The following is a 14,639-nucleotide window of genomic DNA, read 5'->3' as shown; positions in this document are numbered from 1 at the left end:
ACTCCTGCGTCGATCGGCGTCGACCGGAATCGACACGTCCGCGGAAAAATCTACGTGCGAATCCGTCCGAGGCCTTGTACCCGCGTCGCGAACGTTGTCAGCTACGAGGCTGACGACTTCAACCGGCTGGCTGACCGCTGCGTCCGCCAGCTCAGAGCGGGTCGTCGGCCAGGGTGGACGGAGCCTCCCTCTCGAAGGCCGCCCACAGCAGGTTCAGCGGGTGGTCCGCGGTGTGCTTCGCCCGCTCGCCCTTGCGCGCGAACACGCCGGTGAACTGCTGCAGCCTCGGCCGCGCCTCATCGTCGAGTTCGAGCACCCGCAGCGGGACGGACTCGCCGAACTGACCCTCCACGGCGGCGTGGCCGACGCCCTGGGTGACCACCATGCAGCCCCGCGCCAACCGCGAGCGCAGCAGCGTCGTGCCGTAGTGGATCTCCTCGATCTCGGCGGCCACGGTCAGCTGGGCCCGGTACTCCGGCCCGTACCACCGGCGCAGGAAGTCGTTCACCATGCCCGCCGACGGCAGGATCATCGGCACCCGCCGCAGCCGGTTCGCGTCAACGACCTGGCCGGGCAGCTCCTCCTCGGAGAGGTTGGTCAGCACCACCGGCCTGCTCTGCCGCCACCACGGCAGCACCTCGAAGCGGTCCAGCTCCCCGCTGTCCGCCGGGTCGACGATCGTGGTGCCGCACACCAGGTCCAGCTCGCCGGTGTCGAGCTTGCCCCACAGGTCCTTCGAGCGGACGTGCACGATGCGCAGCTCGACCTCCCTCGCCCGGAACTCCTCGGCGACGTGCCGCCACGCCTGCCCCAGGTACTCCAGCGTGAACCGGGTCGTCCCGACCGTCAGCGTCCTGCCGAGCTGGTGCCGCCACTGCTGGAACGCGTCAAGGCCGCCCTCCAACGCCTTCCTGGTCAGCTCCACCGCGCTCCTGCCGACGGGGGTGAACAGGAAGTCCTGCCCGCGCCCGCGCTTCTCCACCAGCGCCGTCCCGCACAGCGCCTGGAAGTTCCGGTTGAGCGTGTCGAGCTGCTTCTGCACGCTCGACTGGTCGCGCCCCAGCGTCCGGGCCGCGCGCAGCGCCGAGCCCTTCTCGTGCACCACCAGCAGGGTGCGCAGCTGGTCGAAGGTGACGTCCAGCAGAGCCACTGGGCAGTCCAGCAGCCGGTCCAGTGCCCGGTCCTCCAACGGAGCCGGTCCGGGGGCGGCGGTCAAGTCGAGTCCTTTTCCGTGAGGCCAACTGGCGGGAAGTCCAGTTGAACTGAACTTGATTCCATTTCGTTCCGAACTGATCGCTAAGTCTATTCTATCTGACTGGACAATACTCACTCATGATGGTTTGAATACTGCCCGTCAAGTGGTTGCCGGGCAAATCCCATTCCTCACTACTCGCCCGGCCCGCGAAAAGCCATATACAAGCTGGGAGTTTTCTGTGTCCTCGCACGTGCCGGAGCTGTCGGCGCCCACCGCGACACGGGTGTCGTTCGTGCTGGTCGCGGCGTCGGTGGTGGCCACCGTCGTCGCGCTGGTGCTCACCTTCGCGCACCGGGACGAGCTGGTCCGCCTCGTCAGGTCCACCGCGGCCGACGTGGACGGCAGCCTGCACTCCTCGTCGCTGTTCCACGGGCTCTGCTGCGCGGCGCTGATGCTGTTCGGCGTGCTCGCGACGAAGGGCGTCAACTGGGCGCGGGTGCTGCTCACCGCCATCGCCGTGTTCACCGTGCTCGCGGCGTTCGCCGGCGGCGACGCGCGCTACCCGTCGATGATCACCTTCGCGGTGATGACCGCACAGGTCCTCCAGGTCGGCGTCGTGGTCGCGCTGTGGCTGCCCACCAGCAACGAGTTCTTCCAGCGAGCAAGGGCCGTGCGCGCGCTCCCGCCGATCGAGGTGTACGCGCTGCGGCTGCGCTGACGGGGTCCGCGGCGCAGGGGGGAACTCGCGCCGCGGACCGGGGGAGAGGGGAACGGCCTCGATTCTTCGGGGCCGTTCTTTCTCATTCGCCCCGGCAAAGCCGATCTTCCGGTGCCCGCACGCACCCGAAACGTCGAACGGGGGTCCCCCAGCTACCGGGGACCCCCTAAGACCTCATTATCCCAACCCGGCCCGCCCCAACGCGAGCCGCCAAGGCCCCGATCCATGATCAGGGCGGATATCGTTTCACTCGCAGCCGTGCGCTCCTCCCGGCCGCCCGCCGGTCGCGCGGGAGCTCAGGGCTGCGCGGGGAACTCGTACTCCAGGACGTAGCTGCCCGCGTCCATGGTCATCTCCGTCAGTTCGACCGGCTCGCCGTTACCGGTGAGCGCGGTCCTTGCCACCACCATCAGCGGAGTGCCCGGCTCCAGCTGCAACGCGGTGACCTCGTCGCCCTGCGGCATGCGCGCCCTGATCTCCTCGCGGAAGACCATCGCGGGCTTGCCCAGCTCCCGCAGCCGCGCGTACACGCCGCCAGGACCCGGGTTGATCTTGGTGAGCGGGGTGCCCACCGCGAGCCTGGCCGGGAAGTACGACACGCAGAGCATCACCGGGCGCCCGTCGACCAGGTTGCGGCGCTTGCGCACCCACACCCGGCTCTGTGAGGGGACGCCGAGCACCCTGGCGACGTGCTCGGGGGTCTCCTGCTCGGTCACGTCCACGCTGTCGATGGTCAGGCTCAGCGAACTCGGATCCGTCTTCCACCTCGGCGCGCACACGTCCTGCGCGTCGCTGCGGACCCGCTGCGGCGGCAGCCTGCGGATCAGCCGGTCGTCCCGCACGTAGACCCCGGAACCGCGCCGGGACCACGCCAGGCCCTCGTTCTTGAGCACGTCCAACGCAGCGCGCACGGTCATCCGTGCGGCGCCGTAGCGCTCCATCAGGTCGTTCTCCCCCGGCAACCTGGAGCCAGGGGGGTACTTGCCAGCCAGGATGGCTGCGCGCAGCTCGTCTGCTATTCCTCGGAACTTCACCCGGTACGCAGAGCCCGGATCGGCCACTGGGACTGCCTTCCTGTCGAATTGCCCGCTCAGTAATGAACCCATCGCCCCACCGGCCGAGAGTACTCTCTATAAGTAGTCAATCGACTACTGTCCGAGGTTCCGGCAGGCTGGCCCTGAGCAGGTGCCTAAAAGGTGCTCGTCCTACCCTCGGTCGCTGTGAGAACTCCCCTGAGCCTCGACTGGGGCGTCAGCTACGAGCTGACCGTGCTCGACCTCGGGCTCGCCTGCTGCGGCGTCGAGGTGATGGCGGCGTTGCGCGGCCTGGACGACGCGGCGCTGGAGCGGCTCGGCGTCACCCCTGTGGACAGCGACGAGAGCGCCCACGTGCTCGTCGTCTCCGGCACGGTCACCGACGTGATGCTGCCCGCCGTGCTGGAGACCTACCGGGCCATGCCGGAGCCGAAGTACGTGCTCTCCGTCGGCGCCTGCTCCAACACCGGTGGGCCGTACTGGGACTCCTACGCGGTCACCAAGGGCATCGACCAGCTGCTGCCCGTCCACGTGGCGGTACCCGGCTGCCCGCCCCGGCCGGAGGCCCTGCTCGAAGGACTGGCAGCGCTGCACCGCCTGATCACCGAGCAGGTGCCCGCGTGAGCCTCGCCGAGGCGCTCGCCTCCGCCGTGGACGGTGTGACCACCAAGGTCGAGTTCGGGCGCCCGCGCGCGCTCGTGCCCCTGGAGAGCTGGCACCGCGCGGCGCTCGCGGCGAAGGACGCGTTGGGCTGCCGGATGTTCGACTGGCTGGGTGTCGAGGACGCGGGCAGGCCCGGAGCGGTGGGGGAGCGGCACGCGGTCACGCTGCACGTCGTCCACCCCGGTGAGCGCGCGGGACTGCTCATGCGGACCGAGCTGCCCTCGGGCGAGGAGCTGCCCAGCGTCGCGTCCGTGTGGGCCGGTGCCGCGTGGCACGAGCGCGAGGCCGCCGAGATGTTCGGCATCGCGCTGGCGGGCCACCCCGACCCGAGGCGGTTGCTGCTGCCGGACTCCTTCGCCGGGCACCCGCTGCGCAAGGACTTCGTGCTCGCGGCCAGGGTGGTGCGGCCGTGGCCGGGCGGCCTGGAGCCGGGGGAAGCCGACACCAGCGCGCCGAGCCGCCGCCGACTCGCCCCGCCCGGAGTGCCCGGCCCCGAGTGGGGACCGCGCCGAGAGGAGCCCCAGCAGTGACCGACCTGCCACCCCGCACGCGCGGCGTGATCGCGCTGCTGGAACAGAACTGCACCGTCTGCATGATCTGCGCGCGCGAATGCCCCGACTGGTGCCTGCACATCACTTCGCACACGGAGACGGTGCAGGAGCCGGGTTCCGCGAGGCCGCGGCAGCGCAACGTGCTCGACCGCTTCGCCATCGACTACGGCCAGTGCCTGTACTGCGGCATCTGCGTGGAGGTCTGCCCCTTCGACGCACTGCACTGGGCGCCGGACTTCGACTACCCCGGAACCGGCGCGCTGGACGGCTCCGGCGCGGTCGCCGAACTCGTGCACGAGCGCCCCGCGCTGGGCGAGTGGGTGGCCGCCGTGCCTCCGCCGCCTCCGCTGGACCCCGCCGCCGAACCGGCCCCGGAAGCAGCCCAGCGCGGCGGTCGCCCGGGTCGCTGACGGAACTTCCGTCCCGGAGCGGGCGTTGTTCTACTGGAAAGCGACCAACCGGGCAGACCCTCGGAACCGCGCATCATCCGGAGGTTGAGCGACGTGCACAGGCACTACAACGGGCTGAGGACCGCGCTGCTGCTCGGCGGGCTCAGCGCGCTGATCATCCTGATCGGCGCGCTCTTCGGCGGCGGGTGGCTGGTGCTCGCGCTCGTCGTGGCGCTGGGCGTGAACGCCTACGCCTACTTCAGCTCCGACCGGCTGGCGCTGCGCGCCATGCACGCGCGCCCGGTGTCCCAGGCCGAACAGCCCGCGATGTACCGCATAGTCCGCGAGCTGGCCACATCCGCGCGCCAGCCGATGCCCCGGCTCTACATCAGCCCGACCGAGGCGCCCAACGCGTTCGCGACCGGCCGCAACCCCAGGCACGCCGCCGTGTGCTGCACGACCGGGATCCTGGAGCTGCTGGACGAACGCGAGCTGCGCGCGGTGCTCGGGCACGAGCTCGCCCACGTCTACAACCGCGACATCCTGATCTCCTGCGTCGCCGGAGCGCTGGCCACCGTCGTGACCTTCCTCGCCAACATCGCGATGTTCGCGGGCCTCTTCGGCGGCGGGGACGACGAGGACCGGCCCAACCCGATCGCGCTGCTGCTGATCGCGGTGCTCGGGCCGATCGCGGCCAGCATCGTGCAGCTCGCGGTCAGCAGGTCCAGGGAGTACCAGGCCGACGAGACCGGCGCGCACCTCACCGGCGACCCGCTCGCGCTCGCCTCGGCGCTGCGCAAGCTGGAGATCGGCACGCAGCTGGCCCCGCTCGCGCCGGAACCGCGGCTGGTCTCCCAGTCGCACCTGATGATCGCCAACCCGTTCCGGCCAGGCGACGGCATGTCCAGGCTGTTCTCCACCCACCCGCCGATCGCCGACCGGGTGCGCAGGCTGGAGGAGATGGCGGGCAGGCAGCAGCCGCCCGGCTGGTGACTTCTCAGCCGGAAGCGCCCGCCGCCCGCGCGACCTCCATGACGTACTCGCCGTAGCCGGACTTCGCCAGCTTCTCTCCGAGCGCGAAGCACTGCTGGGCGTCGATGAAACCCATGCGCAACGCGATCTCCTCAAGGCACGCGATGCGCACGCCCTGCCGCGTCTCCAGCACCTGGACGAACTGCCCCGCCTGCAGCAGCGAGTCGTGCGTGCCCGTGTCCAGCCACGCGAAACCGCGGCTCAGGTCGACCAGGCGCGCGTTGCCCTGCCGGACGTAGGTCTGGTTGACGTCGGTGATCTCCAGCTCGCCGCGCTTGGACGGCTTGAGCCCCCTGGCGATCTCCACGACCTGGTTGTCGTAGAAGTACAGGCCAGTGATCGCCTTGTTGGACTTCGGGATCTCCGGCTTCTCCTCGATCGAGACGAGCCTGCCCTCGGCGTCCACCTCGCCGACGCCGTAGCGCTGCGGGTCCTTGACCCGGTAGCCGAAGAGCACGCAGCCGTCCAGGTCGGCCACCAGCTGCTGGAGCTGGGAGGAGAAGCCCTGGCCGTAGAAGATGTTGTCACCGAGCACCAGCGCGACCGGATCGTCGCCGACGAAGTCCGCGCCGATCACGAACGCCTCGGCGAGCCCGTTCGGCGCTGCCTGCTCCGCGTAGCGCAGGTCAAGCCCGAACTGCGAGCCGTCCCCGAGCAGCCGCTGGAACATCGGCAGATCGGTCGGCGTGGAGATGATCAGGATCTCCCGGATCCCCGCCAGCATCAGCGTGGACAGCGGGTAGTAGATCATCGGCTTGTCGTAGACCGGGAGCAGCTGCTTGGACACCGCCTGCGTGATCGGGTGCAGGCGGGTGCCGCTGCCCCCGGCCAGGACGATCCCCTTCATCAGCGGTAGTTCGTGAACTGAAGGGCGATGCCGAAGTCCTTGTTCTTCAGCAGGGCGATGACCTCCTGCAGGTGGTCCCGCTTCTTGCCGGTGACCCGCAGCTGCTCGCCCTGGATCTGCGCCTGAACGCCCTTGGGGCCCTCGTCGCGGATGGTCTTGGCGATCTTCTTCGCCTTGTCCGCCTCGATCCCCTGGATGATCTTGCCGGTGACCTTGAAGATCTTTCCGGAGATCGCGGGCTCGCCGACCTCGAACGCCTTCAGCGAGATGTTGCGCTTGATCAGCTTCTCCTTGAACACGTCGATCGCGGCGAGGCAGCGCTCCTCGGTCTCGGACTGGATGGCGATGGCCTCCTCTCCCTGCCAGGTGATCTCCGAGCCGGTGCCCCGGAAGTCGAACCGGGTGGACAGCTCCTTGGCCGCCTGGTTCAGCGCGTTGTCCACCTCCTGGTGCTCGACCTTGCTCACCACGTCGAACGAGGGGTCTGCCACGTCGAAGTCCTTCCTGTTCAGAGGGTTGTGCGCGCCCGTGCGAGCACGTGCCCGCGCCCCAAGACGCTACCGGGTGGCCCCCCTCCTGATCGTCCGGCGCCCACTATGTAAGCTCTCCCCTGCGAGCGGGGCGGGTTGCCCGAGCGGCCAATGGGAGCGGACTGTAAATCCGTCGCGAAAGCTTCAGAGGTTCGAATCCTCTACCCGCCACTCGCAGCACAGAGGCCCCGTGATCAGCTAAAACTGGTCACGGGGCCTTTGCTGTGCCGCACGGCGGGGAAGCGTTGGGAGAACGGGCAGTGCCACTGATCTCGATCATCACCGCGGTCCACGCGCCGGGTGCCGCGTTCCTGAGCGAGACGATCACCAGCGTGCGCCGGCAGGAGCTCCCGGGAGGATGGGATCTCGAGTGGCTGGTGCAGGAGGACGGGGCCGACCCCTGCCTCGAAAGCCACTTCGCCGACGTGCCGTTCGCGGCGTACGAGCCGAACGGCGCTCAACTGAGCATCGCGGAGACGCGCAACCTGGCGCTCACGCGAGCACGCGGAGATCTGGTGCAGGTACTGGATTCCGACGACGTTCTGCTGCCGGGCGCTCTCTCCGCACTCATCCCTCTGTTCGACGACGATCGAATTCACTGGGCAGTGGGCCAGGCTGATGACTTGCTGCCCAGTGGTGAAAGGAAGAGCTTCGAGTCAGCTCTTCCTTACGGAATGATTCCGGCAGGTCAGGTGAATTCCTGGGCGGAAGCGCACGGAGGGAACTGGCCCGTTCATTGCGCTGGCCTGGCAATGCGAACAACCTCGTTGCGGGCCCTTGGCGGCTGGATCGGCCTCCCGTCCGACGAGGACATCGCCATGTTCGCGGCGCTCTCCGAAATGTCGGACGGGTACAACTTCGATGGCGTGACCTGGCTCTACAGGCAGCATCCGCAGCAGATCACGCGGGCGGCGAGAACGCGCAACCTTGGCGAGCACTGCCGGCGCATGGCACTACAACGCGTGAAGGCCATGCGCTTGATGAACGTGCAGTTCGGTGAGCGGCGCGCTACCGGTTTCGGGCACGACACCCACTCGGTCGACGTCGGCCCGGCCGCCAAGGTGCAGCCCGGGATATGAAAGGCGCTCCCGCCGCGCAGCGATCCCGGCGCTAGAAGCGGAAGACGGGGCCCATTGCCGCGTTGACGGTGCACGGGTTGCCGAAGTGCCGGTTGAACTCCACCGGAGCGCCTCGCCAGGTGCCCAGGGCCTTCACGTCCACGGGGTTGTACTCCATGGTGCAGCTCTTGTCCTTCGCGCCGGGGAGGTTCGCGAAGTTGCCGTGCGCCTGCTGCAGGTCCGCGCAGGCGGCGGTGGCGTTGGGGTGGGTGCCGCCGTGCGGCTGGCAGGTCAGCGTCGTCCTGCGGACCTGGTCGCCGTGCACGAGCATCAGCTCCAGGGTGCTGTCCTGCCCCTCGGACGCCGAGGCGGGCGCGGACAGGGCGGTGGCCGCCGCGACGGCCGCCACGGCGGCGGTGAACAACGCGCGAGCGGTTCTCATGACTCCTCCTGGGACCTCCGGATCGAGCTGTCCGGTTGGTCCCGGTGTACCTCCGCCGCGCGCGCCCGGCCGGGCGGACCGGTGGGTAACACCCGCGCCGGTGACCGCCACGTGCTGTGGCCGACATCATCCCGTGATCACTCTGTGTCGGCGGAGTAGGCAACTCGACCGAGTAATCGTTACCCCGGCAGGGGTATAGTCGCAGGTGAAAGGGGCCCTGATGGTTGGTGGGGGTCCCTTTCCGCGTCCATATTCACCCGGCGGCTTTCCCCTGTTGGAGTGAAGTCGACCTCCGGACGCTCTAGTCAAGACGCCCCTGGTCGGTCACGATCGGCAGGCACCGTGGGTTGCCCGTTTGCGGCAACGCGTTGAGGAGGGTGGATGTCCGATCGTCGCCGCCCGTTGGACCCGGAGTCCTCCCCGGACGCGCCGCGACCACTGGGGCTCTCCGGCGATCCGGCGGCACGTGGGCGGACCTTCGCCCGGTTTTCCTGGCTCGTCCTGCTCGTCGGCGTCCTCGCGACGGCGGGGGTCGGCAGCTGGCTGCGCGCGGACTTCGGCCCCGAGCTGCTCTGGATCGGCCCGCTGCTGGTGCTCGGGTTCCTGCTCGCCGAGCAGCTGACCATCGACGTCGACGTCCGCACCGTCGGCTGGACCATCTCCTTCACCGAGATCCCCCTCGTGCTCGGCCTGCTCACCGCGCCGTTCGAGGTCGTGCTCGGAGCGCACCTGCTCGCCGGGCTCGGTGCCCAGCTCAGCCGCAGGGGCGGCGACCACGTCGTCTACAACGCCGGCGTGATGTGCCTGGAGATCGCGGTCCCCTTCAGCATCGCCCACCTGGTCACCACGGCCGTGACCAGCGGCCCGAACTGGCTGGGCGCGGTCGCGGGCACCGTGGCATCTCCCATGGTGAGCGTGGCCTTCGCGCTCGCGGCGGTGCACGTCCTCGGTGGTGAGCTGCGCATCGGCGGCGCGGTGCGGCTCGGCCTGCGCACCCTGGTCGTCGGCCTGCTCAACACCTCGGTCGGGCTCGTCGGCTACGAGGTCAGCACGCGCGGCCCCTGGGGCTGGGTGCTCCTGGTGCTCGTCTCGGTCGCGCTCGTCCTGCTCTACCGCGCCTACTCCGGCCTCCTGCGCGAACAGCGCGACCTCGAAGCCCTCAGCGACGTCAGCCTCACCGTCGCGCGCTCCGGCCAGCAGGCCGGGAACAGGCCGACCGGCGAGCCGGACGACGTCCACGCGGACAGCGCCAACGAGGAGTGGCAGCAGATCGCCGAGCGCATCCGCGAGCAGCTCAACGCCGCGCGCGTGGTGCTCCACCTGCGACCGGACGCACCCGCCGGAGTCCGCTCCCTCGTCGCGGGGGAGCCGCTGCCGGAGGACGCCCCGCGGAACGACTCCCTCGGCCTGCGCGACGACCCGATGCTGCAACTGCCCGGCGCGCACGTCCGCTACTTCCGCACGGTCGACGCCCCCGACGACGTCCGCGAGGCGCTGGCCCGCCGTGGCGCGCACGAAGCGCTCGTCGTACCGCTGCGCGGCGCCAACCAGCTGCTCGGCGCGGTGGAGGCGCACGACCGGCTCAGCCGCTGGCGCGGCTTCGGCCGGGCCGACGTGCGGCTGCTCAGGACGCTCGCGAGCCACCTCGCCACGGCTATGGACAACCGCAGGCTCCTGGCCAAGCTCCGCCACGACGCCTACCACGACCCGCTGACCGGGCTGCTCAACCGGCCCGGCTTCCGCGAGGCGGCCGCCGAACGGCTGCGGACCCACCCGAACTCCGTCGTGCTGCGCATCGACCTCGACGTGCTCTCCACCGTCAGCGACGCGCTCGGGCACGCGTGGGGCGACCGCATGGTCGTCGCCGCGGGCAGGCGGTTGCGCGAGGCGTTCGGGCCCGACGTCCCGCTCGCCCGGCTCGAAGGCGGGGCGTTCGCGGCCCTGCTGATCGACTGCGACGCCGACGAGGCGCACCGGCTCTCCGCCAAGCTCCGCGCCCAGGTCGCGGCGCCCTACCCGGTGGACCGGCTGACCGTCGAAGCCAGCGCCGTCGTCGGCTACGTGCTGACCACGGACGAGGACGGCGAGCCCGAACTCGACGTCGACACCCTCATCCAGCGCGCCGACGTCGCCGTGCGCCTGGCCAAGGCGGGCGATGACTCGGTCCGCGCGTACGTGCCCGCGATGGGCCAGATGTTCAAGCGCCGCTTCGAACTCGTCACCCAGTTCCGGCACGCGCTGGACAGCGGCCAGGTCACCGTGCACTACCAGCCCAAGGTCGCGCTGCCGAGCCGCGAGGTCGTCGGCGTCGAGGCCCTGGTCCGCTGGCGGCACCCGGAGTACGGCCCGCTGGACCCCGACGAGTTCGTGCCCGCCGTCGAGGCCACCGGCCTCGTGGACGCGCTCACCGGCTTCGTCATGGAGTGCTCGCTGGTCCGCGTGCGGCAGTGGCTGGACAGGGGACTGCGGCTGTCCGCCGCGGTGAACCTGTCCGTGCGCAACCTCGCCGATGAGTCCTTCCCCGACCGCGTCGCGGACGCGTTGCGCCGCCACGACGTGCCACCGAGGCTGCTCACCTTCGAGCTCACCGAGTCCGGCGTGATGGCCGACCCGGAGCGCTCGCTACCGGTGCTGCGCAGGCTGCACGCGCTCGGCGTCGTGCTCGCCGTCGACGACTTCGGCACCGGCTACTCCTCGCTCGCCTACCTCCGTCAGCTCCCGGTGGACGAGGTGAAGATCGACAAGAGCTTCGTGCTCGGCATGGGCACCGACCTCGGCGACATGGCCGTGGTGCGCTCCATCGTCGAACTGGGGCACTCGCTCGGCCTCACCGTGGTCGCCGAGGGCGTCGAGGACGACGCCGCGCGGGAGCAGCTCGTGAGCATGGGCTGCGACATCGCCCAGGGCTACCTGATCTCCCGGCCGCTGGCCGAGGACCGCTTCGAGGCCTGGTTGCGGGCCCGCACCATCCGCGCGCGGGGCCGCCACGATGAGATGGTGCTCACCCTGGTGCGCTGAGGGACCCCCCCGATTTTGTTGCTGCGCCGGGGTTGTGTAAGGTTCATCTTGCTTCACCGAGAACAGCTCGCCCCAATAGCTCAGTCGGTAGAGTGTCTCCATGGTAAGGAGAAGGTCAACGGTTCGATTCCGTTTTGGGGCTCGATGAGGATAGCCGCGATGCTCAGTTCAGCTGGCAGCGCGGCTTACTCACGTAATAAGTACGGCGCGAGTCGTACGAAGCGGTGTAGCTCAGGTGGTAGAGCAAGCGGCTCATAATCGCTGTGTCGCCGGTTCAAGTCCGGCCACCGCTACTCAGGTGGTTGAGCCTTGTTCGCGGAAAGCGCGAACTTGGCCTGATTCGCCATCACACTGGGGGCCCAGCCCCCAGACCCCAGGCAGGGGGCTTGCCCCCTGCACCCCCATCGCGGTGGTCACCTCCTCGTGTTGGGACTTGAGAAGACCCTGCTGCTTGTGGGGATGTACTGATGGAGAGAGAGGCGCGCCGTGGCCGCGACTGACGTTCGCCCCAAGATCACGTTGGCGTGCGAGGAGTGCAAGCACCGCAACTACATCACCCGCAAGAACCGGCGGAACGACCCCGACCGCCTCGAGGTCAAGAAGTTCTGCCCCAACTGCGGGACGCACCGGGCTCACAAGGAGACCCGCTGACCCGTCGACCGCGTCACTGCGGTCTGCCTCACAGCCTTGGCCAACTGCCCCGCCGGTGTGCGGGGCAGTTGTCGTTCACCGGGTAATCTGCACCTCCGTGGCGCTAAACATGTCTTTCGTCGGTCGTTCGTACCGGCTGCCGTGGATCTATGAGGTCGGCAGGCAGAACATCATCGAGTTCGCCTACGCCGTCAGCGACGTGAACCCCGTGTACCGGGACCCCGAGGCCGCCAAGGCGATCGGGCACCCCGACTCCGTCGCGTCGCCGACGTTCCTGAGCGTGCTGGCGACCCGCTCGCACCACGTCGTGACCGACGACCCCGACCTCGGACTGGACTACAGCCGGATGGTGCACGGGGCCCAGCGCTTCGTCCTGCACCGGCCCGTGCGGCCAGGGGACCGGCTCACCACCACCGCCCACGTCGACGACATCACCAGCAGGGCGGGCAACGACTACCTGATCCTGCGGTCGGAGTTCGCGACCGAGGAGGGCGAGAAGGTCGGCACCGTCGTCGCCACCCTGATCGTCCGGGGCGACGGCATCGGCCTGGCAGAAGGGAAAGACGCGTGAGCACCACCACGACCGGCCTGCGCCGCGCCGCCGACGTCGCCAAGGGCGACCAGCTGCCGCCGCTCACCCTCAAGGTCACCCGCAGGGACCTGATCAGGTACTCGGGCATCTCCAGCGACTGCAACTTCATCCACTACAGCGACAAGCGCGCCAAGGAGGCCGGGCTGCCCGGCGTCATCGCGCACGGCCTGCTGACGATGGGCATGGTCGCCAGGATCGTCACCGACTGGGTCGGCGACCCGGCCGCGGTCATCGACTACCAGGCCCGCTTCGGCCGCCCGGTCGTCGTTCCCGACGACGAGGCCGGCACCACCATCGACGTCACCGCCAAGGTCGGCCTCGTCAACGACGACGGCACCGCGCGGGTGGACGTCTACGCCAAGTGCGAGGGGCAGCTGATCTTCGGCCGCTGCTACGCCATCGTGCGCCTGGCCTGATTCGGCCGCAGACAAGCGAAAGGCCGTTCCGGCTCCTTGGGGGAGCGGAACGGCCTTTCGGCGTTCTGAGCGGCTTCCGCGGTGTCAGCGGGCCTCGCGGAGCAGCTCCGCCATCCGCGTCACACCGGTCACCAGGTCCTCGTCGCCGAGCGCGTAGGACAGGCGGAAGTAACCGGGCGTGCCGAAGGCCTCACCGGGCACGACCGCGACCTCGGCGTGCTCCAGCACGAGCGCGGCCAGCTCGACGCTGGTGGTCGCGCGCACGCCCCGGATCTCCTTGCCCAGCAAGCCCTTCACCGACGGGTACACGTAGAACGCGCCCTCGGGGGTGGGGCAGTTCACACCCGGGATCTCCGAGAGCATCTTCACGATGGTCTGCCTGCGCCGGTCGAAGGCCGCGCGCATGTCCGCGACCGCGTCCAGCGAACCGGAGACCGCCGCGAGCGCCGCGCGCTGCGCCACGTTGCAGACGTTGGAGGTCAGGTGCGACTGGTAGTTCGACGCGGCCTTGATCACGTCGGCAGGCCCGATCAGCCAGCCGACCCGCCAGCCGGTCATCGCGTAGGTCTTGGCGACGCCGTTCACCACGATGCAGGTGTCGGCCAGCTCGGGCACCACGACCGGCATGGACACGGCCTCGACGCCGTCGTAGGTCAGGTGCTCGTAGATCTCGTCGGTGATGACCCAGATCCCGTGCTCGACGGCCCAGCGGCCGATCGCCTCGACCTGCTCGCGCGGGTAGACCGCGCCGGTCGGGTTGGACGGCGAGCAGAACAGCAGCACCTTGGTCCTCGGCGTGCGCGCCGCCTCCAGCTGCTCGACGGTCACCATGTAGCCGGTGGTCTCGTCGGACTGGACCTCGACCGGGACACCGCCCGCGAGGCCGATCGCCTCCGGGTAGGTGGTCCAGTACGGAGCGGGCAGCAGCACCTCGTCGCCCGGGTCGACGATCGTTGCGAAGGCCTGGTAGACGGCCTGCTTGCCGCCGTTGGTGATCAGCACCTGGCCGGGCGCGACCTGGTAGCCGGTGTCGCGCGCGGTCTTCGCCGCGACGGCCTCGCGCAGCTCGGGAAGGCCGGCGGCCGGGGTGTAGCGGTGGTTGCGCGCCTCGGCGCACGCGGCGGCCGCGGCCTCGACGATCGGGGCGGGCGTCGGGAAGTCGGGCTCACCGGCGCCGAAGCCGATCACGGGGCGGCCTGCGGCCTTGAGTGCCTTGGCCTTGGCGTCCACGGCGAGGGTGGCCGACTCCGCGATCCCGCCCACTCGGGCGGACACGCGGCTTCGGACGGCGGGGGAGACGGAGTCGCTGGTGACGGTAGGTGCGTCGGAGGCAGCCATGGGGGAATCGTGGCACGCGGCGGTCAGCGGTTTTCACGCCGCCCACCCCGTGGACGGGCAACCGGTTGGAGTCCGGGGGCCGGTGTGCCCTAGACTCGGCGTGCCGAAGCGTTGTTGACACCTGCTCGCGAGCTGCGCGGGACGGTGCAGTACGCTTCTCGGACG

At 69.8% G+C, this 14,639-nt stretch carries 16 protein-coding genes and 3 tRNA genes; 13 read left to right on the top strand and 6 right to left on the bottom strand.

Annotated features, from left to right (window positions below; translation table 11 throughout):
- Nucleotides 1–151: 151 nt before the first annotated feature.
- Entirely contained in the window at nucleotides 152–1,216 is a 1,065-nt protein-coding gene (locus ABD798_RS11010) for a LysR family transcriptional regulator (protein WP_344873429.1), read from the bottom strand.
- A 217-nt stretch (nucleotides 1,217–1,433) separates the two neighbouring features.
- Between ABD798_RS11010 and ABD798_RS11005 the strand changes: the two genes are divergently transcribed.
- Nucleotides 1,434–1,913 (top strand): hypothetical protein, encoded by a 480-nt coding sequence (locus tag ABD798_RS11005; protein ID WP_344873427.1) that lies wholly within the window; start codon nucleotides 1,434–1,436, stop codon nucleotides 1,911–1,913.
- 296 nt (nucleotides 1,914–2,209) lie between these two features.
- Here the strand turns inward: ABD798_RS11005 and ABD798_RS11000 are convergent, their stop codons facing one another.
- Nucleotides 2,210–3,019, bottom strand: a complete 810-nt coding sequence (locus ABD798_RS11000; protein ID WP_246842760.1) for a GntR family transcriptional regulator — start codon at nucleotides 3,017–3,019, stop codon at nucleotides 2,210–2,212.
- A gap of 114 nt (nucleotides 3,020–3,133) precedes the next feature.
- Here ABD798_RS11000 and ABD798_RS10995 point away from each other — a divergent pair, with 114 nt between their 5' ends.
- The 4 genes from ABD798_RS10995 (at nucleotide 3,134) to htpX (ending at nucleotide 5,543) form a co-directional block, all read left to right on the top strand.
- Nucleotides 3,134–3,571: an NADH-quinone oxidoreductase subunit B gene (locus ABD798_RS10995; RefSeq protein WP_246842759.1), complete on the top strand. Its 438-nt coding sequence runs from the start codon at nucleotides 3,134–3,136 to the stop codon at nucleotides 3,569–3,571.
- Nucleotides 3,568–4,140 carry an NADH-quinone oxidoreductase subunit C gene (locus tag ABD798_RS10990; RefSeq protein ID WP_344873420.1) on the top strand — a complete coding sequence of 191 codons (573 nt, stop codon included), beginning with the start codon at nucleotides 3,568–3,570 and terminating at the stop codon, nucleotides 4,138–4,140. Before ABD798_RS10995 ends, ABD798_RS10990 begins: the two co-directional genes overlap by 4 nt.
- Nucleotides 4,137–4,571 (top strand): 4Fe-4S binding protein, encoded by a 435-nt coding sequence (locus ABD798_RS10985; RefSeq protein ID WP_344873418.1) that lies wholly within the window; start codon nucleotides 4,137–4,139, stop codon nucleotides 4,569–4,571. The genes ABD798_RS10990 and ABD798_RS10985 overlap by 4 nt, the downstream gene beginning before the upstream one ends.
- Nucleotides 4,572–4,664: 93 nt before the next feature.
- Nucleotides 4,665–5,543, top strand: coding sequence for a zinc metalloprotease HtpX (gene htpX, locus ABD798_RS10980; RefSeq protein ID WP_344873986.1), 879 nt, complete (start codon nucleotides 4,665–4,667; stop codon nucleotides 5,541–5,543).
- A 4-nt stretch (nucleotides 5,544–5,547) separates the two neighbouring features.
- On the opposite strand, the gene rfbA is transcribed toward htpX, so the two are convergent.
- Complete coding sequence (gene rfbA / locus ABD798_RS10975) at nucleotides 5,548–6,429, bottom strand: glucose-1-phosphate thymidylyltransferase RfbA (protein ID WP_344873416.1); 882 nt, start codon at nucleotides 6,427–6,429, stop codon at nucleotides 5,548–5,550.
- A complete protein-coding gene (locus ABD798_RS10970; RefSeq protein ID WP_344873414.1) occupies nucleotides 6,429–6,920 on the bottom strand; it encodes a YajQ family cyclic di-GMP-binding protein in 492 nt (163 codons plus the stop codon). The genes rfbA and ABD798_RS10970 overlap by 1 nt, the downstream gene beginning before the upstream one ends.
- Nucleotides 6,921–7,049: 129 nt before the next feature.
- Here ABD798_RS10970 and ABD798_RS10965 point away from each other — a divergent pair.
- Both ABD798_RS10965 and ABD798_RS10960 read left to right on the top strand, forming a co-directional pair.
- Nucleotides 7,050–7,130 (top strand) — tRNA-Tyr (locus ABD798_RS10965).
- A gap of 89 nt (nucleotides 7,131–7,219) precedes the next feature.
- Complete coding sequence (locus tag ABD798_RS10960) at nucleotides 7,220–8,038, top strand: glycosyltransferase family 2 protein (RefSeq protein WP_344873412.1); 819 nt, start codon at nucleotides 7,220–7,222, stop codon at nucleotides 8,036–8,038.
- 31 nt (nucleotides 8,039–8,069) lie between these two features.
- Here the strand turns inward: ABD798_RS10960 and ABD798_RS10955 are convergent, their stop codons facing one another.
- Nucleotides 8,070–8,459, bottom strand: coding sequence for an SSI family serine proteinase inhibitor (locus tag ABD798_RS10955; protein ID WP_344873410.1), 390 nt, complete (start codon nucleotides 8,457–8,459; stop codon nucleotides 8,070–8,072).
- Between the two features lie 381 nt (nucleotides 8,460–8,840).
- On the opposite strand from ABD798_RS10955, the gene ABD798_RS10950 reads away from it, so the two are divergent.
- The 6 genes from ABD798_RS10950 to ABD798_RS10925 all read left to right on the top strand — a co-directional run bounded on the left by ABD798_RS10950 (nucleotide 8,841) and on the right by ABD798_RS10925 (nucleotide 13,136).
- Nucleotides 8,841–11,477: a putative bifunctional diguanylate cyclase/phosphodiesterase gene (locus tag ABD798_RS10950; protein ID WP_344873408.1), complete on the top strand. Its 2,637-nt coding sequence runs from the start codon at nucleotides 8,841–8,843 to the stop codon at nucleotides 11,475–11,477.
- Nucleotides 11,478–11,546: 69 nt separating this feature from the next.
- Nucleotides 11,547–11,619 (top strand) — tRNA-Thr (locus tag ABD798_RS10945).
- A gap of 78 nt (nucleotides 11,620–11,697) precedes the next feature.
- A tRNA-Met gene (locus ABD798_RS10940) sits at nucleotides 11,698–11,770 on the top strand.
- A gap of 193 nt (nucleotides 11,771–11,963) precedes the next feature.
- Entirely contained in the window at nucleotides 11,964–12,128 is a 165-nt protein-coding gene (gene rpmG / locus ABD798_RS10935) for a 50S ribosomal protein L33 (protein ID WP_086818845.1), read from the top strand.
- A gap of 109 nt (nucleotides 12,129–12,237) precedes the next feature.
- The gene (locus tag ABD798_RS10930) at nucleotides 12,238–12,699 is read left to right on the top strand and encodes an FAS1-like dehydratase domain-containing protein (RefSeq protein WP_344873406.1); all 462 of its coding nucleotides are present in this window, start codon (nucleotides 12,238–12,240) and stop codon (nucleotides 12,697–12,699) included.
- Nucleotides 12,696–13,136, top strand: a complete 441-nt coding sequence (locus ABD798_RS10925) for a MaoC/PaaZ C-terminal domain-containing protein (RefSeq protein WP_344873404.1) — start codon at nucleotides 12,696–12,698, stop codon at nucleotides 13,134–13,136. The genes ABD798_RS10930 and ABD798_RS10925 overlap by 4 nt, the downstream gene beginning before the upstream one ends.
- Before the next feature lie 84 nt (nucleotides 13,137–13,220).
- Here ABD798_RS10925 and ABD798_RS10920 read toward each other — a convergent pair whose 3' ends face one another.
- On the bottom strand, nucleotides 13,221–14,474 hold the full coding sequence (locus tag ABD798_RS10920; RefSeq protein ID WP_344873403.1) for a pyridoxal phosphate-dependent aminotransferase: 1,254 nt from the start codon (nucleotides 14,472–14,474) through the stop codon (nucleotides 13,221–13,223).
- Between the last annotated feature and the right edge of the window lie 165 nt (nucleotides 14,475–14,639).

The organism is Allokutzneria multivorans, from assembly GCF_039537405.1.
Lineage (GTDB): Bacteria > Actinomycetota > Actinomycetes > Mycobacteriales > Pseudonocardiaceae > Allokutzneria > Allokutzneria multivorans.
This window is presented reverse-complemented; position numbering and strand designations above follow the sequence as displayed.

Bases quoted from the DNA above. Each gene is read 5' to 3' on its own strand.
- rfbA (WP_344873416.1), bottom strand. From the start codon at position 6,429: ATGAAGGGGATCGTCCTGGCCGGGGGCAGCGGCACCCGCCTGCACCCG.
- ABD798_RS10950 (WP_344873408.1), top strand. From the start codon at position 8,841: ATGTCCGATCGTCGCCGCCCGTTGGACCCGGAGTCCTCCCCGGACGCG.
- ABD798_RS11000 (WP_246842760.1), bottom strand. From the start codon at position 3,019: ATGGGTTCATTACTGAGCGGGCAATTCGACAGGAAGGCAGTCCCAGTG.
- ABD798_RS10920 (WP_344873403.1), bottom strand. From the start codon at position 14,474: ATGGCTGCCTCCGACGCACCTACCGTCACCAGCGACTCCGTCTCCCCC.
- ABD798_RS10955 (WP_344873410.1), bottom strand. From the start codon at position 8,459: ATGAGAACCGCTCGCGCGTTGTTCACCGCCGCCGTGGCGGCCGTCGCG.
- ABD798_RS10930 (WP_344873406.1), top strand. From the start codon at position 12,238: ATGTCTTTCGTCGGTCGTTCGTACCGGCTGCCGTGGATCTATGAGGTC.